Origin of the sequence: Sphingobacterium tabacisoli (assembly GCF_017908035.1) — a bacterium.
GTDB classification, from domain to species: domain Bacteria; phylum Bacteroidota; class Bacteroidia; order Sphingobacteriales; family Sphingobacteriaceae; genus Sphingobacterium; species Sphingobacterium tabacisoli.
This window is the reverse complement of sequence record NZ_JAEQMU010000001.1, coordinates 1129576-1155446: the sequence shown is the minus strand read 5'-3', so window position 1 is coordinate 1155446 and position 25871 is coordinate 1129576. Positions and strand designations below refer to the sequence as shown.

Here is a 25871-nt window from a genome sequence, read left to right as displayed (position 1 = left end):
GGGAAAGTTTGCACCTTCCCCGACCAGCGGTTGAAGTTCTTAGAAAAATAGAGTCGTATATTATTTAACTAACTAAAACCAATCAAAGGTAATGAAAAATTACATCGTATCATTGGGGTATACACGCGTACGCCCACTTTTTAAATACCTGATTGTTATGAAAATGGTTCTTGTGCTCCTTCTGGCCTTACTCGCGCAAGCAAGAGCGGATGTATCCGCACAGACGCTTACTATTAAAGGCAAGAGTATGTCGTTATTGCACGTATTTCGTGAGATTAAAAAGCAGACCGGTTATACTGTGATCTGTAATGCGGAGATAATTGCGGAAGCAGGCCCAATTGATGTGTCATTAAAAGACAAGCCTTTACGAGAAGGTTTATCCCTTCTTTTACCATCGCAAGATCTTTCATACGAGATATTGAAGAAGTCTATCATTATACAGCGAATCGAGAGGCCCACAACAGTTGTTAATGCGGATATCACTGCGGTAAATCTTCAACAGCGCATGGTATCGGGGCAAGTGAGAACTATGTCTGGCCAGTTACTACCTGGAGCCAGTGTCTCTATAAAAGGGAAGGCGCTAGAAACAAAAACAGATAGCGATGGGCGCTACACCATTTCTGCAACCAAGGATGACATACTCACATTCTCCTTCTTAGGATATAACACGCAGACACAGGTTGTGGGCGAGCGGCATACTATCGATATGATATTGGAAGTCTTCCAAGCCGAGATTGAAGATGTCGTTGTTATTGGTTATGGTACACAATCTAAGCGCGAACTGACTACAGCGATCGCTCAGGTCAAGGGAGAAGAGCTGACAAAAGTGGTGAGTAATACGATTTCTGCGGGACTAAAAGGTAAAGCTACAGGATTACGTGTTCACAGTACTTCGGGGGCCCCTGGAGCCCAGGCAGAGATAACTATCCGAGGAGGCTCTTCGATCAATAAAAGTAACAGCCCTCTTGTTTTGATAGACGGCATGCCTGGCGCATTGGCGACCGTTCCTCCTCAGGACGTAGAGTCTATCGAAGTATTAAAAGATGCAGCATCTACAGCAATCTATGGAGCTAGAGCTTCCAACGGAATTATTTTGGTAACCACGAAGAAAGGAAAGGCAGGGAAGACAAAGGTTACTGGAAATGTATATTACGGTTACCAAAATGCAGGTCGCCGAATAAAAAGATTAGATGCCGAACAGTTTTTGAGCATAGTCCGGCCCGCTATTGAGCAGAGTAGCTATAGGTCATGGTTGACATTGGCCCACCCTGCAGGTACAGGAAATGACGCTAAGAGCAATTTTAGCACGCGGTACCTGCAAAGTGGAGAAGAAGTGCCTCTCGGTTGGAAGACCATGCCGGATCCCTTAGATCCCACCAAGACCTTGGTTTTCGAAGATACCGACGTAGAGAACAACGTATTCCAAGGTGGCAATACGATGAATGTGCACGTTACGGCTACCGGAGGTACAGAAAAGTTAAAATATATGTCCAGCATTGGGTATACCAAGGACGAAGGATTTGTGAAGATGAGTGATTGGGATAATTTTACGCTACGTTCCAATTTGTCTTATCAATTGTCAGACCGGCTACGCATGCATACGAACTTAGGCTTTACCAAAAGCTATTCTAATGCTATTCACAACCAGGCCAATATTTTCTCAAGGAGTATACATATGGCGCCCACCTTAAGAAGCGTCATGCCTGATGGTACCATACCTGGCGGGCGTGATGCCAATTTCAACAATCCCTTACACATCCTCGACAATATCACCTACAATAGCAACACTTTCCGGTTTATGGGCAAGGTAGGGATAGAGTGGGATATAATTCAGGGGTTGGTCGCCCGTGCCGATGGTTATTACAATCCGACCTATTCGCATCGAGAGTACTTTCAAAAAGCCAATATGTACAACTCGCAACGCCCGGCCGAGTATTTTGGAGATCTGGACCAAAGCAATCAATTTGAAGGGACTTTGACCTACAATAAGAATTGGGGATCACATAAGGTCAATGCTTTGATCGGAGCTTCCTCTTTGAGCTACAATATTTACGGTTACAATGCCCGGGCACAGGGAGGCAGTAGCGACGATATCATTACACTTAACGCTTCATCCGAATATCTAGGAGCCAGTTCAACACGAGAGCGAGAGCGGCTCAATAGTACCTTCGGGCGCATATCTTATAGCTTTAAGTCTAAGTACCTATTGTCAGGCTCATTGCGGATCGATGCCTCTTCTAAATTTATAAACGACAGGAGGGTGGGGTATTTTCCGGGAGTTTCGGCAGGATACTTGATCAGCGAAGAAGAGTTTTTAAAAAAACAGACCTGGATAAACCAGCTTAAAATTCGTACTAGCTACGGTCTTACCGGCAATAATGCAGTCGGACGATACGACTATCAAGGGTTATGGTCTATCGCCAATATATATGATGGCGGAGCTGCGGCGACACCATCATCCATGCCCAATCGTAGTTTACGATGGGAGAATTCTGCGCAGATAGATCTTGGATTAGATATCTCCTTACTAAAAGATGATTTAGTTAATCTAACACTAGATTACTATAGCAAGAATACCAATAACCTGCTGTTTAGCAGGCCCCTGCCCAATACCAGCGGGTTCGGAAGTATAGAGTCCAACGTGGGCAAGGTGAGATTTTATGGCTACGAAGCCGCCGCTACAGTAAAGCTCCTTCGGAAGGCTGATTTTCAGTGGCAGTTAGGAGCCAATATCAGCTATAATCTCAACAAGGTATTAGCATTGCCTAGTAACGGAATCGACAAAAACCGGATCGGAGGAATACGCTTTGCCGACGGTAGTGGCGGTGTAGGCGGGATCGCTGAGGGAGAGCGTCTGTACAGCATAGTAGGGTACCGTACCGATTTCTTAATCGATAATGCCGATCAGGCTACTGCTGCACGTTACGATGATAGGGCCGGCGGATGGGATCCCGTCACCAGAAAATCTACCGTAGGCAAGAAGTTTGCAGGAGATTATGAGTGGCAAGATCGAAATGGCGACAATCGCATTACTGCTGATGATCAGTTTGTATTAGGCTACCATATCCCTACAACCACTGGAGGCCTGAATACGAACTTAAATTATCGTGGTATTGAACTCTATATCCTGACAGATTTTGCCTTGGGCCATCACATTTATGATAGGCAGATCAGTATGTTAAATGCATATGGAGAGAATGGTTACATTGTTCCGACGGTAGATGTACTCGATGCATGGAAGGTTCCCGGAGACGCCGCTCGCACCTCAATACCGAGATTTGACGTTCAAGATGGTAGCAATTTGGGACAGTGGAACTGGTATAGAACATCTAATCTCAACGCATACAAAGGTAACTATCTCGCGATACGCGAAGTCAAGCTCTCCTATGGGTTTTCTGAAAAAATACTTCAAAGGTACGGTCTAGGTACTTTGACAGTCTATGCCTCCGGTCTTAATTTACACTATTTTACAGCCTATCCAGGATATATCACAGAGTACAGCGGCAGCGGTCGCAATGTAGGGGATAATAACTACCCCAATCCAAGGGTGTTTACCGTAGGCCTTAACCTAGGTTTTTAATTATAATGAGTAGCACGATTATGAACATATATCTAAAAATCATGTACATAGCGATCATTATTTCGTTATTGCAAAGTTGTCAACGTCTGGATCTCAAACCAGACAGTAGTATTTCAAACGACTCATATTGGAGCAATGAAGCTGACGCCGAATCCGCATTAAACGGACTCTACCTGCGTATGCGCAATTCTTTTACTGTGCACAATTGGATGTATTGGTTCGAGTGCCGTACAGGCAATATCAGCGGAGGGCTGCAAGCAGGAGGCATACAGTCCTTCATTAACAATGAGCTTACTGCTAATCTCAATGATGCCAACTGGCAACCCTTCTACACAGTTATTTCCGTAGCCAATGGCATTATCCACAATGTCGACCGGATTAACTTCACGCAAGAAGCCCGAAAAAAGCAAATTAAAGCACAGGCCTACTTCGTACGTGCTTGGTGTTATTACAATCTCGTGCGTCTGTGGGGTGAGGTGCCTATTGTGACCCAATTTATAGATTCCGACGACCATGAGCAGCTCTTTCCGCTACGCTCGAACGAAGATGAGGTCTTTCAATTGATCAAGGCTGATATAGGGTTAGCGGATCAATTGAGTATGGGTGACAATACTGCTAAAAGTAGTAAAGCGTCAAGGGCAGCTATTTTGATGTTAAAGACAGATATCTACCTTTGGCTGGCCAAGGTGCGCGGCGAACAGGCTGAGGCACTTTCCATAGCTGATCAGGCAATCGATGAAGTGCTGGCCAATACCACGTATAAACTCAGTGCTAACTACCGCGATGTATTCACGCAAGAGACAAATCCAGAGATCATATACTCTATCTATTATGATCTATTAGAGAACAGTAATCAATACGGTAGCCTGCTGGCTCAGTCCAGGAGTTTGGTACCCCTAGCTTATCAAAATAATCCAATACCTGTAGGGGCAAACCATGTGATGCAGTTTTCCGATCTTTTTTATACGAAATATCGTAATCGCACCGCAGGAGATAGTCGCGCCGAGACCATTAGCCAGGACATGCAGATCTCAGGCACCAATTTTCGCTGGACCAATAAATTTATGGGCGAGATGAATGGCAATGTGAGAGTATTTACTTCCGATACCAGGATATATAGATTTGCTGAAGCATATCTCTTTAAAGCAGAGATATTAGCTGAGCAAGGCCAGTTCACAGCCGCTTTGAAGTACATCAATATGGTCGTAAAGCGCGCTTATGGTACCGATCAGTTTTATACTTCTGTTTCAGACAAGAAGGAGTTGGAAACAATTTTGCTTGACGAGCGGATTATTGAGTTTGCAGGCGAATGTAAATCCTGGTTTGATATGATTCGTTTAGGCCAGGTTTTCCAGCGGGTTCCTTCTTTAGCGGGACGCGAGCAGGACAAGCAGGGCAATATCTTATATTTTCCTGTTCATGTCAATTCATTTGCAGTCAATCCGAATATCAAACAAACCCCAGGTTTCGAATAAATTAGATGATGATGAAAAGAAATCTTAGTACATTCCTATTAGCAGCACTTTCCGGAGCTAGTATATTGGGCTGGTCCTGCAATACCATCCTGTCTCAAGAGGTTCAACCACTTGATTCCACAACGTCTAGCATGGAGTTGTTGCCCGGCACAGCTGTGGGAGATGTAGGTTGGGTTAAGACCATAGCACATGGAGATACCATTACCTATACAACAGTCCGCGCAGCAGATCAGCAAGTTTGGTTACAGCACAACCTAGGGAGTCGTCAGGTAGCTATAGCGAGCGATGATACCAGTGCATACGGTGACCTGTATCAATGGGGTAGAAGCAGTGACGGACATCAGGTACGTAACCCTGTCTATCAGGCTGCGGGAGTACCCTATGCCGATCCCGCTGCTATTCCTATTGCTACTCCACAACCATTTTTTTACAACGCTCTGCCACATACTTGGTGGGCTACGGGTACAGTTACAGATCGCTGGGCGGCGGTATCTCCCCAGACAGTCAGCAGTACCAATGGTTGTGATCCCTGTCGGGCATTAGGCCCCGAATGGCGTTTGCCCTATAATACCGAATGGGGTAGGCTTATCAAAACTGAGAGCATTGGCAATGCCGCTCAGGCATTTCTCTCTAATCTCAAAATTGTGGCCGGAGGGCATATTAACGGTGTCAATGGTGCATTCTTTAGGATCGGTACACGTGGTTATTATTGGAGCGGTACAGCTTCAAGTGATGGAAAAGCTATAGCGACCCATTTTTGGGAGAGCAGCGTATTACCTTCCAATGCAGACATCCGAGGTAATGGGTTTAGTGTACGATGTCTACGGGCAGGGATCGATTCAGAGACGGCTGTGCCAGGTACGGTTATCGCACATACCCCTGCATACAAGCGTATTTATATTGGCTCGCCCAGTATTGTGAAACTAGCTAATGGCGATCTGATTGCATCCAATGATTTCTTTGGCCCAAATTCTGAGGCCCGTCCAGACGGGAAATCATTTACCCGTATTTATAGGTCCACAGATCAGGGGAATCATTGGTCTGTCGTGACCGATTTAAGTGGGCAGTTCATGTCCGGTCTTTTTCTACATCAGGGCACTTTATACATAATGGGGGTGTCTGGAGGTTATAGCAATGGTAATCAGGTGGTGATTCGAAAGTCTATTGATAATGGTAATACCTGGTCTCTACCCACTGGCGATCATAATGGCTTGTTGAGGAGTGGTAAATACCATACCGCCCCGACTCCGGTCGTAGTACATGGAGGCCGTATATGGCGAGCTATGGAAGACGCTCTTGGTCCGTCCACTGTTTTTGCCAAACAGTATCGCGCACTCATGATGTCCGCTCCCGCAAACAGTGATCTACTGGATTCGTCCAGTTGGATAGTCAGCAATCCATTGGCCCACGATCCTACTTATATGAATGGTTATTTCTGGGGGTGGTTAGAGGGAAATGCTGTCGTTTCCGCGGCAGGGCAACTATTGAACGTTTTGCGTGTACATACATTTAGTAAAAATAGAGAACAGGCGGCCTTTGTTCAGGTCAGCAGCGACGGTACAACTTCTACTTTCAATCCTTCCAGCGGATTTTCAGATATGCCAGGCAGCATGAAGAAGTTTACCATACGCTATGATGCTACAAGTAATAGGTATTGGACATTGGCAAACTATGTGCCTAATCAGTTTCATAGTATCGTTCCTTTGGATCAGATCCGGAATACATTGGCATTGTGCTCCAGTGCCGATTTAATAAGCTGGAGTGTAGACTCCGTTATTGTTCAACATCCCGATATTTACCTGCACGGGTATCAATATGTAGATTGGCAATTTGACGGGGCCGATATCATTGCAGTATCGCGTACTTCACACGAGGACGGACAAGGAGGAGCAGCCAACCATCACGATGCGAATTACCTCACATTTCATCGGGTTTCAAATTTTCGTACAACCAGAAATAATAATTAAAAACAAAAAATACCTGGAGCGGGGAGCTTCAGGTATTTTTAACTAACCAATTATTAACCTAAATTATGAATACTGATATAACGGCAATTTCTATGCCGATAGTATGTGCGATTGTCATAATAATATAAAGTTAACATCGAAATCGTTATTCAAAAAGCAGTTCATTATAAATTGGCCACCTCTTTATTACAATAAGGATTTAATCTGTTTCATGCACCTTCACAGGCTGATATAAAATCAGCTCGGAATCTTGTCGCATCAAAATCACCTATTTTCTTCTCCTTATCCAGCAGCACAGAGGTAGATTCATATAATATCTCCAGTATATAAGAGCTGATCTCATCTTCAGACGACAGTTTCATTAATACTTCAAAATCCGGCCGGACACTATAGTTTCCTACATTGTAGGCATAGAATTCGGTGTATGACGTCGGGATTGCAACCCGCTTCTGAAAGCGGAATGAATTGGGTTTGCTATTTTCCAGAAGCTCCAAATCTATCCAAAGATGCTCCATCTCGCCACCATAATCATTGTGTAGCATATCCTCCAGATTTGTCAGGTACTTGCCGATGATAGCAGCGATCCTACTGGTACGATGATCGACAATATTTGCATGGAAGGCTACTTTCACAGGACTGCCCACAAGTCTTGTGCGGCTTTCAGGAAAATCCCGTATAACACCGCTTTTGAATGTACCGTACGAATTGAAAAATAGCATTTTTGTCAATGCGGTATTCATTATCCCGACTTCCTTTTTGTGCAATATCTTTCCGATCTCATCAGTGAGCGTAGACTTTGGTACTAGGGTACTCTTGTTTGATCCAAAGCATAGATAGACCTCATCATCTTCAAATAGCTTATTAATAATCCAATCGACAGTTTCAGTCCTAAACTCTTCACCGACCCCACAATAGCGCCATGTTACCTCACTCTCACTTTGTGCAGGTTCACCATCTTCATTATGCCAGTTTGTGAGGTGGTATTTGCTATTGAAAAGTCTAAATAATTGTTTTGAATCCATCAGGTTTAGCATTTTTCCCTTACCATCACTATACAAAAATGATTTATAACAAACGATTAGTTCGCCTTGATCTCCGTTTTGAATTTTCCATTGGCTATTGACACGACTTGCAGTGTTTTGAGCCCTTCCACCCGTACGAAAGCGCCAGAAAATGAGCCTTCCACTGCCGCATTATTTACTTTAGTGATTTCTAGATTCAGGGCATCCTCAGGCGCATACGTGCCTCCTGTTGCTGTAACGTTGAGTTGTTGATTGTCCTTTGTCACAGCGTATATCCCTAGCATATTAGGTCCCGAGGTGTCTAGGGAGTATCGACCGTTAGATACCCGCGTTTTTTCTGACATAACCGTTATCGTAAGCCATTCCGTACCTCCGTTTGATCCTGTGATTTCCAGAAAGTTACCGCCGTCTACCCAACGGGCATTCACTGTAGAAAATTGCTTTTCAATACCATCGATTTTTACCGTCATGTACATCGTGTCTACCGTCCCTGTAGCCTCATCTTTTTTACATCCCGAAAAAAGCATTGCGAATAAGGACAAGGTCAATATCATCTTCTTAGTCATACTTTTTGATTTTTATCAAAAATACAATAACTGTGCCGTTAGCATTAGCCATGTTACCCCTTAAAATAGATCACCCATCTATTTAGAACATTCCCTACAATTATCTTTTTGTGTTAAGCCTGCGAATAAAGGGCTATCCTTTTTCCGCAAGGGTATAACCGTGGTTTATTGTCATAGAATAAAAGACAACGAATCTAATGAAGAAAAGTTTACTGTTAATTTATACAGTACTGGCCTATGTCAGTGCATTGGCACAAGTTCAATTTGAATGGAAAAGTGAATACCTTGGAAAATCAGGTTATCGTATTATGGAAGGAGAGAAGAGTCAACCTATAGGGGATAGCAAGGGAGGAGCCAATGTGCATCAGGCGACTATAAGTATCCCCTTGTCCCTCAGACTAGATGAACGTCAACGGCCGACCTTATGGTCCATAGGCGCCAAGGGCGTTTATTCCAATCTGGATAATCAAAACTTCACCGAGCCCTTAGTTATAGATGAAATATTAAATGTAGGCATCAGTCTAAATCATATGCGTCCTATTTCTCCACGCTGGTCCATGTTGGCTACAGTTGGTGCTGGCGTTTATACGCCGAGCTCCAAGCTTTCCCAATTGAATCGAAAGAATCTCTTGGGTATGGCTGGGGCGGTCTTTATCTATAACCTAAGGTCTAATTTGGATTTAGGTGCTGGATTGGCGCTTAACAACTCTTTTGGAGTACCGATGGTGCTTCCAGCTATTTATCTAAATTGGCGAACAGGTGGAAATTTTAAAGTAAATATCGCCCTGATGGATGGACTGGCTATGTCGGTCAAATATGACGCACATAGAAATATTTCCTTAAGCGTCGTAGGAGAAATGAATGGGCAGATGGCTCTACTGGAGCAGGATGGACAGGATAAAATATTTTCGCATATGTATGTGGTCACAGGCTTGCGCCCAGAGATCAGACTCGGTAAGAAGCTGTCTATTCCCATTACTGTAGGCATAAACGCCTTTCGCCCTGCGGAAATGACGGATAGAAGTATAAAAAGCATGTTTACTAGTAAAGGATATTACTTCCAGACCTCGCCTTATGCCTCGGCAGGTTTCAAGCTGAAAATTTAATCTTCTTGGTCTGGCGTCTCTACAAAGACTCCCTGGAGCGGGGCTTCAGGGAGTTCTAACTAACCAATTTTCAGATTATCTTCAGCGCTATCGTTCCTGTCATCTTTTTACCCCCAGCAAACCCTAAAGAGACAAGTACTATGGTCGTTACACATAACTGTGCTGTAGATAATCTCCATAGCGGTAGAAGTAGCAGGAGTCACCATACAGCTCCATTTTCATTCTTATTTGGACTTATGGATATACGTCTGACTCCGAATGTTACCATTATTGTCAATAGCCTGTATAACTCCGACAAATTGAGTAGGGAAGTCTTTTATATCTATTTCTATTTGTCTCTTGGAGGCTGAGATTACACCCGTTTCCCAATGGAGAGATGCTACATTGTTGGGAATAGTTCTGTCTATTTTCAATGCTTTATACGGTTTAGGTAATGTATATCCCTTGGTTATGAAATACTGGAATTTTTCCTGATTACCCATACTTTGGTCCATATCGAAATTGAGTGGTCTCGATCTGGTCTTAAGAAATATAGCACCATTAACACCAGCCGGTCCTAATAGGTTTATTCCATCTTTATTGATAGCAATTTCTTCCAGATCCGTGATCTGTAGATCCCGTAGTAGATTCATGTCATTTACGATCATACCATCGACTACGAGAGCAGGATTATTGGATTGTAGTCCTCCAGATGGATCCATCGTCAACATACCGCCCCTAAATTTTATTTCTAGAGCTCCCATGTTTAGTTCATTGATTTGAATCATAAAGCGTGACCGTAATACATCAATAATAGAATTGTATTTTTTAAAGCTCTGCTCATTAACTAAAAACACATCATCGTTCACCCCAGCATAGATATTCCGATTTGTTTTTAGTTTCATTTTCGCTTTTACTTCTTCCAGGTGGTATTGCTTTATTGGCGGAGTCTGTTGAGGAATAAAGGATAGTTCGACATCGGGTGCATCGGTATGTGAAAGTAGCTGTTTTGGAAAGTGATATTCGATCGTATCTAAACGCCATTTTCTCGCCCATTTTTTTCCTTGGGCAATTTCCGTGTGTAATGAAATCCTGGAAGAATCAACAAGATGTAGCTTGTCAAATTGGAATTTTCCATACCTATCCAGACTATCTGTCAGTGAGAATGAATTATCCATAGAGTTGAGTATCGCCATCCCTTTACCAATATCTCTTTGCTGAAAATCAATTACTTCCCCTTTCATTGTAAAACCCCTTTCGAAAATATTAGCAAAGCTAGATTGATTTTGTGTTACAATTGTTGGCCAGGAAAACTGTCGGCTATAGTAGAGTTGTAATAGCTCGTCGATTTCCTCAAGATTGCTTCGGAAGGCATCTGACCCGAAATTAAGATTGTTTGTCCATCCCAGATCGATATCCTTATACAAATAGGCAAACGCATCTAGATCAAACTGCCGGTACACGATGTTGTCTGGAATAAAAGTCAAAGAATAATTCCAGCTTTTATTATCAGTTTCACCCGCTATTGGAGCGATTAAGAGTTTTCCATCTTCTTGAATGATATCCCATTTTTTCGAAGCGTCACTTTTTGCGTATACAAAGAAAGGTCTTTCTGCGCGTAGTTGTCCTTCTTCATCGAATAAGGAAGCATGATAAATACCTGACTTAAGTTCATTTGTAGGGATTTTAATATTTGCAGTATTTTTAGCACCGCTAATCCGCTGTAACTTAAAAAGCCTACCTCCAGCATGAATAGCCAGATAGTATGACTTCAATACCGATTGTTCCTTTCCTCTTGTTATTTCAAGCGAGATATACTGCGGTTCAAATATATTAGCCGCCAGTGACACACCAGATTCATTGATTGTGAGCGGGATGCTTGTCAGTAACTTTCCATCTTTAGAAAAGATATTGCATTTGTACTGTCTAGCAGGATCAGTTGCCAAGAAAAATGTGCTTAGCGGTTTACTTAATTCAAGTGTCGCTAGGGGATGCATTTTATCATCCTCTATCACCATCTTTACCAACTCATTATTCCAGTTCTCTAGTCCCACATACCATTTTTGCTCCACCCCGGCCAATGATGTATTCCCTTCAGCATGCAGTCTCACCTTCAGATCACTGCTAGATGACTTCATTTGACCTTGTTTCTGATCTTTGAAAATATTAAAAGTACTTGTAAATGCGTTCTTATTTACAAAATTTCGCATCCAATTGGTATAGGCGACAAACTTATACCCTCCTGAAGGAAGATCAGAAAGAGCTATCTGGCCTGGAGCGATTCCATTTTCGACATAGAATATTTTCTGTTTTACCACTTTCCCCTTATCATTAATTACATCAACAATCAGGTTGGTGGCAAAAGGAGAGGGGAAGTTATTCCCCTCCTTTAAAACATATCCCTGAAAATATAAGTCTTCATTAGCTAAGAAATCATTTTTGTTGACATGGCAGTAGACCCATTCATTATAGATTTTGTAAGATTGATTAAATTGCGATTCTATATATTCAGATCCTTTTTCCTGTCCATAGATAAAAGCTGCATTTAACAAAACGAGTAGGCTGATGAAAAATCTCATTTATTAAGTTTATTTTTTGAGTTCAATGGTCATATCCCAATTCCCCGAAGGTAGTATATTAAAGGTAAAATCGAAATAATACTTCGCTTCTTTCTTCAGTTCTCCACTGACTGGATCTTTGATGGTTTCTTCCCTTTGCATGTATATTCTTTGGCTGCCAAATTCAGGCCAAGGGAAAAGCACTTGATAGGTACTTACACCGTCTTTGATTGACTTTCCAAAGTTTTTAAACGCATCAAATGTCATAGATTTATCTAATACGTGAGTTAACGAATCTAGTGGAACGACATTGCCATCACTATCCAAGACTTTTACATTCAAGGCTGTTCCATCACCTTTTCGAACAACTTTTACATCAGCAGCCTTAATCTCTCCACCGACTCGTGGTGTACTTACAGTATAGGTGTTGTATGCTCTAGTAGTCAGTTTTATCGCCCTTTTCGATATCAGTTCTCCAGACACGTTTTTGACTTTGATATCAAGCCAAAAATCACCTACTGGTAGAATGCCGTTTTCACGGACTTCATTGATTGTAATCTTTCCTGAGACAGGATTCATTTCCAGTAGGGGGCGCATTACATCTTTGCGCTTCTTTAACACCTCTTCGATCGTAGTTTCTTTCTTGGTGTATTCAGCGATCCATTCTGATACGGGTACTTGCTGCAAGAATTCTTCTGTATAATCTTGTCCATCCGACACGCCATGAATCTTATGAATAGAGATAGTCAACGGTTTAGAAGAGCCATTTCCATTGATCGAAGGCGATAAAGTCTGGCTTTTACCCGGTATGACTGTGACCAATCGAGGTGTATACATAATGGAATCGGCAATATATCCTTCTTTTCCCTTATAACAAGAGGTATTTCCTAGAGAGCTGATAGTTGCGAATGTTCCCAACAGTAGTCCACTCATTAACAATCTTGCTGTTTTGTTTTTCATATTATTTAGCTTTTATTACATTCATGCCCGAAGTCAAACCAAACTCATGCATTCGATCCAAGGCGTGTACAATACCATTTGTCGTTTGCAAGTCAGAGGTCAGCACACGTACTTCGAGTGTATCTGTCCGTCCGATAATACTTTGTGATGGTCTAAAAAATTGATAGTTGAGCGTTTTTGCGCCAGCATCCTGTACACCCTGCCATGCTGATTTTCGGATAATGGTACGCGTTGCTTCTCCCGAAAGCGTGGTTATTTCTTCCACTGGATCAGCAAATTCTGCAACCTTTCTTCCTTTTGAGAGGGTATAGCTGAGCAGTAGTGATTTCCACACCTCTCTGTCGATATCCTCCATCAGGACGGTATCTTTTGTATAGTTCAGGGAATCTTTAACCTTACGCCCCGGAGTTGATTTTAGAGGCGAATTAAGATAATTGTGTACCGTCTTCAACATGCTATATATCGATTTATTATGTGGAGCCATCAGCGTAATGTTCTCCTTTTTATAATAATCCTGCATTCCTGCATAGTCGATTACCATGACCAACGAGTCAAAGACATCTGGTCTAGATTTTAGATAATCATATGTACTCAAATTGAATTTTCCGGAATGTAAACCTTCTTCCGTAAAGTAGTTTTTTTTGCATGCCAACAAAATAAGGCTACATAGTAAAATTGATGCTATCTTTCTCATATCCTTCATTATTTAGACCAAAAACTAGTTTGTACCATATAGGGGTTCCCGTCAAACGAGTAGGCTGAAACTGGCCAGTAGGCAGCTCCTTCTTCAACATGTGTGGGAGTGATATAATTATTAAATTCAGGAATTTTATTAGTACGCATCAGATCATACCATCGATATCCTTCGCCGATCAGCTCCTTGCGTCGTTCTTTAAGAATGGCTTGTAGAAGGTCAGGTTCCGTTGTTGCGTCATACAGAGCGGCTGTCGATCTAGAACGCACCTTATTCAATTTAGCGATAGCCTCGTTGGGCTTATTGTTCCGGGCTAATACTTCTGCATGAAGCAATAATATTTCTGCATAGCGTAATAAGATTATATTAGCTTCGTATTTTGGCGCCGTTGCGGTAAAGTCTGGTGCTTTCACATCGAACTTATTTAGCGTAATATCCAATGTATTCGCTCTATTTGTAACCCATTGATTTCTCAAATCCGATGTGCCCAAAGGGAACAGTTCATCAGCAACTTTAACAGGGATATTGCAGGCCTCCGATATTTTTGTTTTTATTTCAGGGGGTCTGGCAAATGAGGCACCCAAAGCCGAGTATATCGAAGCTTCCTTGTCATTAAAGTTTATTTCAAATATGCTTTCTTTGGATCTCCCTTTGATTACCTCTTTGAATTTATTAAAAGGAAGTAATTCCAAACCAGCCACCGCTTCGTTTGTCTGGATTTGCTCCAGTGCTTTTTCTGCTGCTTCATAGTTATGGTTGAACATATGTATATGAGAAATCAGCGCCAGAACTGCGATTTTAGTTGGCTTGATGCCACGTTCGCTCGATGTAGTGACCTGCATTGGGAGGGCATCATATACCGCCTCGGCTTCCTGAATACAAAACTCCCATACTTTTTCTTTGGCTAATCTGGGCAACGGTTTTTTATTAACACCTTCTAGATTTAGAGGCACATCCCCCCAGATTCGAGTCATATAGAAATATATGAATGACCTTAGAAAGCGGATCTCGGCGTGATAGTAAGCCTTAGGTTTGGCCGTAAATAGTACGTTATCCATAGCAGCAGTTTTTTCCAGGATTAAATTGCACTGAGCGATAGCCCTATAGAATTTACCCCAATCTCTCCAATTGTCTACCGTGTAATAATCTGTTCCCAGATCATTGCGTTCCAGATTTGAAGCTATCGGCGTCTTGATATCTCCTGCTCTGAATTCACCATAGGCATAGTGCGCATAATAGGTAGTTAATGGGCTTCTGAAGAATGAATAGGCGGCTGCGATTTCTGCCTGTACGTCGCCTTCACTCTGCCAAGCGGTATTTACGGTTATGGTAGTTTTCGGATCTTGCAGCAAGCTCTTCTCGCAGGAGCTGAGCATACTTATTGCCAACAAGAATATCCCTATGTTTTTAATATTTTTCATCATATAAGCTTATAGTTGAACATTAAGGCCAAAAGTGATTTTTTTAGGAATAGGGTAGAATCCACCTCGGTCTATACCTGAGAAATCGACGTTTTCTGCATCCGGGCCGTTGAATTTTTGGATGATAAACACATTGTCCATTTGACCGAAAATATTTAACCTTTTCAGTTTGAATCTCTTGATTAAGTCCATAGGCAATTCATAGGATAGTTGTACATTCTTTAACCTAAGGAAAGAACCCTCCTCTACAAAAAGTGTCTGTTTGTAGCTGTAGTTTATATAGTTGTTCTTATTGAAAGGGTCATATGCCGGATACATAGCCTGATCACCACTCTGCTCCCAAAAATCGAATTCACTGACATCCGGCAAGCTATTAGGCGACAAAAGAGTACTGGGATTGAGACGGTCCGCTAGGGTTTTGTTTATGATTTGTCTTCCCACAGAATACACAAAGAACGTAGATAATGAAAATTGTTTATAGCGTAAATCCGATCTAAAACCACCTGTGATAGTAGGATTAGGGTTCCCACCAAAGATTTTATCATCACTGATGAGATCCCCATTAGCATTATTTACCTCATAGCCCACACGGTAATCTCCATCCAGATCCGCTACCATAATATCACCCGCTTTAAAAGGATATTGAGTATTACTTCCCGTTAACCTATAGCCTGTTTTAGGGTTTACTGGTACATCAGCATCTGTGGCATACACACCCAATGTTTGATGTACATAAAAATCATTCAATGGACGGCCTACACGTAATAGCCTTTCCATCGAGCGTAAGTATACATCTTTACCATCTTCACCTATACCTAGCAATACATTTCTATTGATCGCACCATTCATGTTGATGGACCATTTCCAGTTTGGTGATTTACGGATCAGATCCAGGTAGACGGCCAGCTCGTATCCATAGTTCAGTACATCCTGACCATTGCTGTAGATCATCTTATATCCAGAAGTATTCGGTAGTGCCAGATCGAATAGCTTGCCCCGTGATTCTTTCCAATAAAAATCAAAATTGATCCCCAATCGATTGGATAAGAACATCCCGTCAAAGCCCACATTCTTGTCAATTGATTTCTCCCAGGTCAAATCCGGATTTGTCAATCCTTTTTGGTACCATGGATTGGCTGATATGACATTATTATAAGTGGGGATTACGATATTACTATGCATTTCACCTGCCGTACCGATATCGTAGAGACCTTGCGTCAGGTAGTCAAACGAAAACTCTGTACCTGATACCCCTGAGCTTAATCGAAGCTTCATGTTATTCACCCAGTTCACGTCCTTCATAAACTCCTCCTTGTGGATATTCCATGCTACAGCCCCAGCCGGGAAGTATCCCCATCTATTATTATCGCCAAATCGGGACGAACCGTCTCGACGTATCGAACCAGACACGATATATTTACTAGCGAAGTCATAGTTAAGGCGGGCAAAATAGGATAGACGTACACTTTTTGAATATTCTTCGATAGTTGTTACACGCTCTTTCGGAAATCCATTGATAGCTTTCATATGATCCGATATACCATCCAAGGCATTAGTCCGTGTGTAACTACGTATCAGTCGGTCATTAGAAAAACCTAGATCGACTATGAAATTGTGGTGATCGACCGAAGCAAAATAAGTCAGCACGTGCTCGTTCAGTAGAGTTGTGTTTTTGCCCAGATAATTATTCAGCGAAGGCTTATTATTGGTGTTAAGAGCCGATGGTTTGAATGTATTGCGTTCATCCAATCCATAACTTACCCTTAAGTTGTTGGTAAAGCGGAGCGCATTACCTAGTTTATAGATTACACCTAGACTAGAGCGGACATTCCCGTTCTGGTTGACTTCGTCCAAGAGGTCAAAAGCTTTAAAGAAATTACGGAGCTCTTCGGAAACAGGAGCAGGGTAGAGCGAGGTATTGAAGTTGCCCCCGACCCCCATAGCAGTTTGATCGGCACCGTTACCTCTTTTCTTTTGCGAATACGTACCTGCGATATCCAGGTTGATATCAAAGGACTTACTTGGTTTGAATATCATGTTTGAACTCAGGGTATACCTATTATATCCCGTTGCCTTCATAATTCCACCTTCATCAGAGTAGCCGAGATTGGTACGGTAGCTAAGCTGATCGGCGATTGCACCACTAATGCCCAACGTATAGTTCTGTAACCTCGAATAGCTGTAGTACATCTTTTGCCAATCTGTCGCATTATTGTAAAACGGATTGATACTGTCCGTTAAAAAAGCCGCATTATTGATGGTATTAAAGTCCGCCTCTAGTTTAGCATACTTGTTTATATAATGCATTCTCGTCTCACGTTCCAACCTTCCTCCCAAAGTTGATTTAAACTCCGGCGGCGAACTTAGTCCCAGGTTTGTATTAAAAGTAATGGTAGGCTTTCCTATTTTTCCCATTTTTGTTTTAACGATAATAACACCATTAGCACCCCTAGAACCATAGATAGCCGTTGCTGAGGCATCTCGTAAGATATCGATAGATTCAATGTCGTCAGGGTTGATCATTGATAGGGGGTCGATATTTGAGGTCGTCACTTTAGCACCCTTTAAGGATGGTATGGCCCCCATATCTTCCATGCTATATGGCATCCCGTCTATCACATATAGAGGCGATGTATTGGCAGGAAGCCCATCTCTAGACGAACCGGATAAACCCCTGATCAAAGCAATACTACTTGCGCCCGGCTCACCCGTAAAGTTCAGGACATTCAAGCCAGGTACACGACCCTGTAACATACTTTGAAAACTGGTCGCTGGGAGATTTTCAATCTCTTTGGCTGATATACTACTGATGGCACCGGTTACTTTCTCCCGGCTTCTGGTACCATATCCGATCACGACCACATCTTCCATCATATTGTCTGTAGCAGAGAGTGTAATATCTACCATTTTTGAACCATTTACTTTCACTTCCTGGCTCAGATAACCCACCATACTAAAAGTAACAGTCTCGTTTCTTCCACATTTCAACAAGTATCTCCCTTCATGGTCGGTAGAGGTTCCCGCGGCTTTGTTCTTACTCTTTACAGAAACGCCCTGTAGTAGTTGCCCTGCACTATTTCGGATACATCCATAGACATGACAGGTACCTTCCTGCAGTTCTATTTCTTTTAAGACAATGGTTTTGTTTTTAATTTCGAAACTTACAGGTAGACTTTTAAATAGGTCGCTTAGAAACGAACTTAAAGGTTTGTCCGCTGCTAGAGGCGATAGCGTTGGAAAATTTTCTATGGTTTGCTTTTTATAGATAAAATCAAATCCTGTCTGTTTCCTTATTTCTTGTATGATTTCATCCATAGAAAGCTGCTTCCCGTCAAATTTGACCGTCTGGCCATAAGAAGACACTATGCTAGATATAAAAGTAAAAAGCAATACAGTAAAGTACCTTACATAACGTAAAGTAATTGATTTCGATTGGGCAATAGAAGTCCCATATGAACGAAAAAGGTTCATTTTACTATACATAAATTAATAATTTTAGGTAATTAGAATGCACGTGTCCATTTTATAGACATCTAGCGTGGGGGGTAAGTCCCTTTTTGATTAGTTAGTATACGGTTTTCCTTATCTTACTTCATGATTGATAATCTCCTTTCTTTTATGGTTAGTTTTAGTCCAGTTGCCGATTGAATGAGTTCCATCATTTCCTGTATGGTTTTACTTTTAGACAAAGCAGCTTCCAGGTCGATTTCGTAGTTAGCCGGAACCCTATAATCGAGGTCTAGATCATACCAGCGTGCCAGATCTGTCATGATTTCCTCTAAATTTCCATTAAAGCGGAAATACCCATGCTTCCACGCAATAACAGATTCCATATCGAACTTTTCGCTTACACTTAGTTTATCTTCATATAGCGTCAGCTGTTGCCCCGGACTTAAACGAGCTTGTTCCTTACCGGTCAATACATCCACTGAGCCTTCTATCAGCGTGGTTTTAACAGTTTGTTCTCGTGGATAGGCCCTGACATTAAATTGCGTTCCCAATACCTTTATGGATTGATTCTTCGATTTTACAATAAAGGGATGGCCTGCGTCATGAAATACATCAAAATACGCTTCTCCTTCCAGCTCCACCTCCCTGTTACTTGTACCAAATACCAGTGGAAAACGGATCGACGATTCTGCATTCAACCATACAATAGTGCCATCCGATAGCGTGAACTTACAGTCATATCCCTTAGGTGTAGTCAGCGTGTGCATACTGGCACGTTGATTAGAAAACTCGATCTGTTTACCTTGTATATAATAGATTCCGTCTTCCTGCACCCGCAATCCATTACTAAAATCAACTAAAGGAATCACCTTTCCATCCGAGAGGACAATATGTGGTACTGCTTTCTCACTTACTGATTCATCACGCCTCTCAGCAACCTCGGCCTTAGATACCCTAACCTCTTCGATTTTCATTGATGGTGTAGCCATTGTATAATCCTCTTGGGCGATATGGGAGTCTTTAATTAGAATATTCCATCCGATCAATCCAAAGAATACCAGTACAGAAGCCGCCGCCGCTATGGTTGTCAATTTTCTTACTTTCTGCCGTTTCAGAATAGTTTGCTTTTTTATTTGCGCCCATACCTCGTCTTTTACTTCGGTGGGATCTATATCACGGCTATGATCCAATCCACGGTTAGCTACTTCATTGTATCTCGATTCGATCCATAATTTTTCTTCTTCAGAACATGTTCCTTGTTCATAGCGGCGCAAAAGCTCTTTACTATCTTTTTTGTACGAGTTCATGTTGTGAATTTAAGGTAAGACGCTTATCGGAACCGTTTAGGAGTATCCGATTGTAAAAAAAATAAAAAAAAGTTATCAATAGGCTAAAAAACAGCAGTTTATCTAATGCTGTGCGTATGGCTTTCAGTCCGTTGGACAATTGTTTTTTGACCGTAGTCTCTGCAGTCCCTAATCGGTCAGATATTTCTTTCGTCGTGAGATGTTCTTTTCTACTTAGTATGAAGACTTCTTTCATTCTCAGAGGTAGGGTTTCGATACACGTATCAATAATATTAATCAGATCTTTTTCTTCCAATTGTTTCAATGTATGGAGATCTGAGTCAGAATAATTTCGTTCCAGTTCTTTTTCAAGTTGACTACGGCGTTTGCTCTGCCTTATTTTGCTGATTACAGCATTTCTGGCCGATGTATACAAATAGGATTTCAGATTTTGAGTGACATCTAGTTTTTGCCTTTTGTTCCATAGCTGGATAAAAAGTTCCTGGATGACGTCTTTTGCAAGATACTCGTCCTCGAGCATTATTAGTGCGTGTATATAGAGCGGTTCCCAATAAAGATCATAGAGTAATTCAAAGCTCCTTTCATCTCCATTTTTGATGCGTTCAAATAACAGGAGTTGATTTGCTTCTTGAAAAGGTGCAGACATATTAAGTTAGTTCCGGTGCAAACATTAGTTTTAAAAGGCCTAAAATAGTCTTTTATTCTAAAATATATAATATCCTCAATTAGTTGGACAACTATTATATGGAAGGAGGATGCTTTTTTTGAGTTCACTATAAAACATTTCATCTGGTGTAATTTTCCCGACGGATTGATGCCTTCATTCAGTGTTGTACAACAGTACCATACAAAAAAATCCCTGGAGCGGGGAGCTTCAGGGATTTCTAACTAACCAATTATTAACCTAAATTATGAATACTGATATAACGGCAATTCCTATGCCGATAGTATGCATATGCACTCGGTTAACAAAAAGGTTACATTCACCTATTCTTATTAGTTCTATCTTTTCGGAATCTTCTTGATCTACACATAAAGATATATTCCTATCAGCAGAAGGAGTATAAGGCCTATTAATGATCTTACAGCCTCCGCTGGTATTATCTATGTATTCCATGCCGATATTACCAGATCTTGAAATGGAATAAAGAAGTTCATTATCAATGTCAGTAGAACCAATACCAAGAAGGTGAAATTCTACGATCATCCATCTTGTTAGCCTATTTCAGACTTGTCTGGAATTTTTTAAAATCCACATCTTCGTTAATATCGGGATATATGCTTAGAGCTTCATCGTAGGCCTTTCTGGCAGCTTTTTTATCTTTCTTGACAGCCATATTGTAAACAATCATACACCCAAATGTATTCTTTGCATCATTTTTTAATCGCTCCCGTACATTCGGACTATTTTGTAGTTCGCCAACAAAATGCTTGTATAAATTTACTGCTTCCTCGAATCGTTCATTTTTAAAATTGGTAATTGTTGAAGATAAATAATAGTATGCTAAATAGTATTGAACATTTACATCCTTTTTTATATCTGGATACTTTTCGATCCAGCCGTTCAATTTGCTTACAGAACCTGACGTTGGAGCATCTAGCATAGCATCATCATTAACACAGTCTAATAGCAATTTCTGTGCAAGGGGCGATTCTGGTTTAATGGCCAGCATTTCTTCGATAAAAGGGAGAGCTTTTTTATGTTCTCTAGACATAATGTACGATCTACCGCTTTCTAATAGATACAGATCTTTCAGTTCACTCATCAGGATCGAATCCTGTAGCGACGATTGTATCTGTTTATATATTTCTTGTATATTTTCTCTATTCTGCGAAAGCATTAAGTCATTGTTCATCTGTACCGCAAATCTGCTTTTTAGTACCAGTTTAGCATTCTCACGATTTGTTTTGTTTACCAATATGATTATAGGATCCCAATCCTCAGGCTTTTCAATCTTATTCTTATCTATCAGTAAAGCAAGCGTTTCGTATTGTAGAAAATCATGTTTTTTTGCAGGATAAAGCCTGTTCGTCTTATAGAAGTTTGAATACGCCGTCTCGTAATCTTGATCTTCCGATGCATAGATACCTAGATTATAGAAAGCCAAGCCCACCAATTCTACAAATGAGATATTCGTCTTTCCATACAAGAATTCATTGAAAGCCTTTTCGATCCCTACCTTGTTAACATACTCCTGATCCAGATATTTACTAGTCACCAGAGCCTGGACATATTTCGTTTGCGCTTTCGTGTCAGGAACAAATACCCCTAAACTTGGGTCTGTCGTTTCTATCAATATATTTTCTCGCTTCGGAAAAGCTATTAAGTATACATGCGTAGGCTGTTCTTTTATTTCATAAGGTATACCCAATTTTTCAAAGATATAGGTGTATAATATAGAGGCACTCACACATTGATAGGTGCCATCGATAAACATTTGACTACTAGATGCTTTTTCGTCGTATTTCCTTAGATAAGAGTTATGCACCTGCTTGAAAATCTGTTTTAGTCTTTTATTGGGCTTCTGCATATCTTGTGCAGTCCAGTTTAGCCCGTCAATAAAACTGTTTAGATTCGAAATTTTGGATTCGACAGTACTTTCATCCAGACTTGCCAGTAATAGCACCCGGAGTTTATCTTCATGGCTATCTAGATCTTCAAATTGGTTCTGTTCTGCTTTTGATTTATAGGAGATAAACTTAGATTGTCCATATAGAGGACTGTTCACTAAGCACAAAACAATAAGTACAAGTAGTAGCATTGGCTTTGCAACCAGAACAGGAGTTTTTTTCATAATTTAAATTAATTTGAACAAAGATAAGTATCATAATATGAATTACACTAACATATAAAATAATTCATCCACAGATCTGCTTATTTGAAACTCACATTTTACCTCCACAGCTTTCTCGTCTACAGGAGCAGTTCGATCTGGCACAGAACCATCAGGAGCTTCTTCAGTACATCCAGCAATCAGAAGCGAAATCACAAAAAAAATACCTAAAGCGGGGAGCTTCAGGGATTTCTAACTAACCAATTATTAACCTAAATTATGAATACTGATATAACAGCAATTCCCATGCCGATAGTATGCACATTCACTCAGTTAACAAAAAGGTTACAATTGCTTAATTGTCAAATAATTGCTTTCTGAACTCCAAATTGAGTTTATACTGTTCTTCCACGGGCACAGCGATTTTTTCAGTATTATTGATATCCTTCCCTTCTTTCGACCACAATGGAGGGAAGAAACTGTACATACTGTCCGCATTAAGATTTTTGACATCTTTTTCCCAATCTTTCCATCGGAGATCATTATAAAAATCATTAAGATCATGGTCGAGGCAAAAGGATAGGAAGTCTGTATAGGTAAGGTCCAGCGGTTCAAACTCTAGATTGTCTGGTGCCCAGTAATATACCATTCCCACATCTTCTCCCAGTCCTCCACCATTCAGCAGGTAAAAGCCACCGACTGCATCGTCAGCAATCAACAGGTACGGACATGGGGTGCCAAAGTCATCAAATGTTTTTCCTTTATTCCAATCCGGCAATGACCTATTTAGTCGTTTACTGCCAGAGCCCAATATTCTTATCCAACCATCATCTATCAGAATTCCGCCCGTCATGTACACAATCACTCCCATTGGAGATCGCGTTGTTACCTGCGTTTTAAATAATGCGTCCTGCGCTTGTTTATTATCTACAGGCAATACCTCAACTTTGTTTTTGGCAGCCAGAATCCATTGTTGTACCATTGGCCAAGCAGGATCTTCTTTGTTAATTAGTTCGTTAAGATTTCTCATTTTTGATTGTCCAAATACGGATGAATGTATTAAAAGTAAGCCTAGATATATTATTGATCGAATCATTCTATTTAGATGTAAAGATCGGTTTCCATATACCTTTCTTGAAGCCATATAATATACTGAGGTGCCTATTTTAAGCTCGTGTTACGTGCTCGTTTAAAATTAGTGAATATTTTTAAAGATCATCGATTGATTTGGCTTCCATATTATAGTTGAAACGAACAACGGTTTTACTCCAAAGCGTCAACACCTGTTCAGCCGTTAGACTATTCTCTCTTTCACATACCGTCAATCGATCACGAAATGAGCGGATATACTGGCTCCAGTACATTCCTTTACGATCTTGCAATAAGAAATAGAAACCTGCATCTCCAAATTTCTTTCCCGAAGAGTTCAGGATCAGTTCTCCGTCTGTCCCGACTTCGATATACATGATCACTGTAGCATTGCCCTTCGGTAGGGGAAAGGTCGCTTTCAAACAAGTTTCCCCAGATGGCAGCTTGCATGTGCCATATAGCCCCGAATAAATCACTTTGCCACTGGATTTAAATTTCCTGAGCCAAATCCTATATACCACCTCATTCGTATTTGGATTCCGAAGTGCGATTATTTCGCTCGTCAACAATTCGTTTTCCGCTATATTTTCCGTTGGGATATTCAGCTGATTGATTCTGTTGCTAAATAGCATGTTCACCCATGTGCCAAATACCTTAAATATAGGATTCCATTGTAATCCGAATTGCAGGTTATAATCAGATGTACTTTCGTAGAAGGCAATGATTTTTTTCGACAGTCTGGATAGATCATCTGGTGCAAGGCCAACCACTACAATAGAAGGTATCAGTCCCATAGAGAGACTGTTCCTTTCAATAACAAGGTTTTCCTTTTCAGCCAATTCATGGATAAACTGTTCACCTATGCCGTTGAGGTCACCAAAAGGTCCCATTAGCCACGAGTGATGTTCAGGTTTTATTTTTCTACCCCATAAGATGACCCATTGCTGTGTGCACCAATCTTGAAATTTTTGAATCGGATAAGCTAGTCCCATGTTAGATAACGTTTTCCCTTCCATTCTCCAAATTCAGCGATAACCTTGAATCTTAAAGTCGTAAATTCAAAATGAAAATCCTTCCTGTTCCTTTCCTGCATGGCGTTCAGGTGTCTTTTAGGCCGAGGTACATCGCTATGGCCACGTACCATATCCGTCATTTCCTTTTGGGATCGCCATATCGAGAATGTCGATACAGTCCGAGGTAGGCGTATTGAAGCCAACGACAGTAACACACCAGGATGATCCCGTACAAGCTTCTCTACGGGCCGGCCCCAGCGGATGAATCGTGGTACCTCTAGTAATTTCATCCGTGCCACAGTCACAGCTACCACAGGACTGTCCGATAGATCTATTTCTGCAATATCTTTAGGTATATCAAACTTAGTAAAACTACCCCACTGCCTTGCCAATACAAGCCTCACATGCCAGCCGTTGGCGAATATCTTTCCTACGCTATCATTTGCCAAGAAGTGATCTAGGGAAGCTTCATCTTCCCATTGCGCAAATAGAACGAGTTGTCCGATAAGCATACGTGAAAATGAAAATACGGGTGAACCCAGTACCATCCCTGTCATACACTCGGCATGGATCAGTCCAGGCACCCGATCCCGAGTAGGTGGCGTTACCATAGCTTTCAAACCCGATAGGGCGGAAGTCTTTACTAGGTGGTAGGAAAATATACTCATTTTTCGTTGCTCAGTTTATCAAGAAAAACAATCATATTGCGATCTCAAATATTTATTTACGACAAGATTCCTCTGTCAGCCCGTTAAGGTTCATACTTTTCATATCTCTATTTTTAGGATCCTATCCTATACATACGGTTTGTCACAGGCAAAGTAGAGAATCTCTTGCATTATTCCAATAGGAGAGTTGCAGACTCTTTGGCTAAGAAGGGGAAGTATACAACAAAAATCCCTGAAGCGGG

General features: G+C 41.2%; 17 protein-coding genes. 4 read left to right on the top strand and 13 right to left on the bottom strand.

Features of this window, described 5'->3' with window-relative positions:
- The first annotated feature begins 91 nt into the window (after window positions 1–91).
- Genes JKG64_RS04810 through JKG64_RS04800 form a run of 3 tightly spaced genes read left to right on the top strand, consistent with a single transcriptional unit; the run spans window position 92 to window position 7022 of the window.
- Window positions 92–3580, top strand: coding sequence for a SusC/RagA family TonB-linked outer membrane protein (locus JKG64_RS04810; RefSeq protein WP_210353196.1), 3489 nt, complete (start codon window positions 92–94; stop codon window positions 3578–3580).
- Between the two features lie 20 nt (window positions 3581–3600).
- On the top strand, window positions 3601–5055 hold the full coding sequence (locus JKG64_RS04805; protein ID WP_210353195.1) for a RagB/SusD family nutrient uptake outer membrane protein: 1455 nt from the start codon (window positions 3601–3603) through the stop codon (window positions 5053–5055).
- A 5-nt stretch (window positions 5056–5060) separates the two neighbouring features.
- Window positions 5061–7022 (top strand): hypothetical protein, encoded by a 1962-nt coding sequence (locus JKG64_RS04800; protein ID WP_210353194.1) that lies wholly within the window; start codon window positions 5061–5063, stop codon window positions 7020–7022.
- 209 nt (window positions 7023–7231) lie between these two features.
- Here the strand turns inward: JKG64_RS04800 and JKG64_RS04795 are convergent, their stop codons facing one another.
- Both JKG64_RS04795 and JKG64_RS04790 read right to left on the bottom strand, forming a co-directional pair.
- Window positions 7232–8044, bottom strand: a complete 813-nt coding sequence (locus JKG64_RS04795) for a hypothetical protein (RefSeq protein WP_210353193.1) — start codon at window positions 8042–8044, stop codon at window positions 7232–7234.
- Between the two features lie 56 nt (window positions 8045–8100).
- Entirely contained in the window at window positions 8101–8610 is a 510-nt protein-coding gene (locus JKG64_RS04790; RefSeq protein ID WP_210353192.1) for a hypothetical protein, read from the bottom strand.
- Window positions 8611–8807: 197 nt separating this feature from the next.
- Here JKG64_RS04790 and JKG64_RS04785 point away from each other — a divergent pair, with 197 nt between their 5' ends.
- Window positions 8808–9716, top strand: a complete 909-nt coding sequence (locus tag JKG64_RS04785; RefSeq protein WP_210353191.1) for a DUF6268 family outer membrane beta-barrel protein — start codon at window positions 8808–8810, stop codon at window positions 9714–9716.
- A gap of 224 nt (window positions 9717–9940) precedes the next feature.
- Here JKG64_RS04785 and JKG64_RS04780 read toward each other — a convergent pair whose 3' ends face one another.
- The 11 genes from JKG64_RS04780 to JKG64_RS04730 form a co-directional block, all read right to left on the bottom strand.
- Window positions 9941–12274, bottom strand: coding sequence for a hypothetical protein (locus tag JKG64_RS04780; protein ID WP_210353190.1), 2334 nt, complete (start codon window positions 12272–12274; stop codon window positions 9941–9943).
- Window positions 12275–12283: 9 nt separating this feature from the next.
- Window positions 12284–13213: a DUF5007 domain-containing protein gene (locus JKG64_RS04775; protein WP_210353189.1), complete on the bottom strand. Its 930-nt coding sequence runs from the start codon at window positions 13211–13213 to the stop codon at window positions 12284–12286.
- 1 nt (window position 13214) lies between these two features.
- A complete protein-coding gene (locus tag JKG64_RS04770) occupies window positions 13215–13907 on the bottom strand; it encodes a fasciclin domain-containing protein (protein ID WP_210353188.1) in 693 nt (230 codons plus the stop codon).
- Window positions 13908–13915: 8 nt separating this feature from the next.
- Window positions 13916–15331 carry a RagB/SusD family nutrient uptake outer membrane protein gene (locus JKG64_RS04765; protein ID WP_210353187.1) on the bottom strand — a complete coding sequence of 472 codons (1416 nt, stop codon included), beginning with the start codon at window positions 15329–15331 and terminating at the stop codon, window positions 13916–13918.
- A 6-nt stretch (window positions 15332–15337) separates the two neighbouring features.
- Window positions 15338–18811 (bottom strand): SusC/RagA family TonB-linked outer membrane protein, encoded by a 3474-nt coding sequence (locus JKG64_RS04760; RefSeq protein ID WP_210353186.1) that lies wholly within the window; start codon window positions 18809–18811, stop codon window positions 15338–15340.
- Between the two features lie 104 nt (window positions 18812–18915).
- Complete coding sequence (locus JKG64_RS04755) at window positions 18916–20085, bottom strand: FecR family protein (protein ID WP_210353185.1); 1170 nt, start codon at window positions 20083–20085, stop codon at window positions 18916–18918.
- On the bottom strand, window positions 20063–20731 hold the full coding sequence (locus tag JKG64_RS04750) for an RNA polymerase sigma factor (RefSeq protein WP_210353184.1): 669 nt from the start codon (window positions 20729–20731) through the stop codon (window positions 20063–20065). The genes JKG64_RS04755 and JKG64_RS04750 overlap by 23 nt, the downstream gene beginning before the upstream one ends.
- Window positions 20732–21305: 574 nt before the next feature.
- Window positions 21306–22880 carry a hypothetical protein gene (locus JKG64_RS04745; protein ID WP_210353183.1) on the bottom strand — a complete coding sequence of 525 codons (1575 nt, stop codon included), beginning with the start codon at window positions 22878–22880 and terminating at the stop codon, window positions 21306–21308.
- Window positions 22881–23214: 334 nt separating this feature from the next.
- On the bottom strand, window positions 23215–23889 hold the full coding sequence (locus JKG64_RS04740; protein ID WP_246512478.1) for a DUF2625 domain-containing protein: 675 nt from the start codon (window positions 23887–23889) through the stop codon (window positions 23215–23217).
- Between the two features lie 178 nt (window positions 23890–24067).
- Complete coding sequence (locus tag JKG64_RS04735; protein WP_210353181.1) at window positions 24068–24940, bottom strand: hypothetical protein; 873 nt, start codon at window positions 24938–24940, stop codon at window positions 24068–24070.
- Complete coding sequence (locus JKG64_RS04730) at window positions 24931–25629, bottom strand: hypothetical protein (protein ID WP_210353180.1); 699 nt, start codon at window positions 25627–25629, stop codon at window positions 24931–24933. Before JKG64_RS04730 ends, JKG64_RS04735 begins: the two co-directional genes overlap by 10 nt.
- Window positions 25630–25871: the final 242 nt, after the last annotated feature.

What these genes read in the sequence shown, in the direction of transcription:
- JKG64_RS04800 (WP_210353194.1), top strand. Translation starts at nt 5,061, where the DNA reads ATGATGATGAAAAGAAATCTTAGTACATTCCTATTAGCAGCACTTTCC.
- JKG64_RS04785 (WP_210353191.1), top strand. Translation starts at nt 8,808, where the DNA reads ATGAAGAAAAGTTTACTGTTAATTTATACAGTACTGGCCTATGTCAGT.
- JKG64_RS04795 (WP_210353193.1), bottom strand. Translation starts at nt 8,044, where the DNA reads ATGGATTCAAAACAATTATTTAGACTTTTCAATAGCAAATACCACCTC.
- JKG64_RS04740 (WP_246512478.1), bottom strand. Translation starts at nt 23,889, where the DNA reads ATGAGAAATCTTAACGAACTAATTAACAAAGAAGATCCTGCTTGGCCA.
- JKG64_RS04780 (WP_210353190.1), bottom strand. Translation starts at nt 12,274, where the DNA reads ATGAGATTTTTCATCAGCCTACTCGTTTTGTTAAATGCAGCTTTTATC.
- JKG64_RS04805 (WP_210353195.1), top strand. Translation starts at nt 3,601, where the DNA reads ATGAACATATATCTAAAAATCATGTACATAGCGATCATTATTTCGTTA.
- JKG64_RS04750 (WP_210353184.1), bottom strand. Translation starts at nt 20,731, where the DNA reads ATGTCTGCACCTTTTCAAGAAGCAAATCAACTCCTGTTATTTGAACGC.
- JKG64_RS04810 (WP_210353196.1), top strand. Translation starts at nt 92, where the DNA reads ATGAAAAATTACATCGTATCATTGGGGTATACACGCGTACGCCCACTT.
- JKG64_RS04735 (WP_210353181.1), bottom strand. Translation starts at nt 24,940, where the DNA reads ATGGGACTAGCTTATCCGATTCAAAAATTTCAAGATTGGTGCACACAG.
- JKG64_RS04755 (WP_210353185.1), bottom strand. Translation starts at nt 20,085, where the DNA reads ATGAACTCGTACAAAAAAGATAGTAAAGAGCTTTTGCGCCGCTATGAA.
- JKG64_RS04775 (WP_210353189.1), bottom strand. Translation starts at nt 13,213, where the DNA reads ATGAAAAACAAAACAGCAAGATTGTTAATGAGTGGACTACTGTTGGGA.
- JKG64_RS04790 (WP_210353192.1), bottom strand. Translation starts at nt 8,610, where the DNA reads ATGACTAAGAAGATGATATTGACCTTGTCCTTATTCGCAATGCTTTTT.
- JKG64_RS04730 (WP_210353180.1), bottom strand. Translation starts at nt 25,629, where the DNA reads ATGAGTATATTTTCCTACCACCTAGTAAAGACTTCCGCCCTATCGGGT.
- JKG64_RS04770 (WP_210353188.1), bottom strand. Translation starts at nt 13,907, where the DNA reads ATGAGAAAGATAGCATCAATTTTACTATGTAGCCTTATTTTGTTGGCA.
- JKG64_RS04760 (WP_210353186.1), bottom strand. Translation starts at nt 18,811, where the DNA reads ATGTATAGTAAAATGAACCTTTTTCGTTCATATGGGACTTCTATTGCC.
- JKG64_RS04765 (WP_210353187.1), bottom strand. Translation starts at nt 15,331, where the DNA reads ATGATGAAAAATATTAAAAACATAGGGATATTCTTGTTGGCAATAAGT.
- JKG64_RS04745 (WP_210353183.1), bottom strand. Translation starts at nt 22,880, where the DNA reads ATGAAAAAAACTCCTGTTCTGGTTGCAAAGCCAATGCTACTACTTGTA.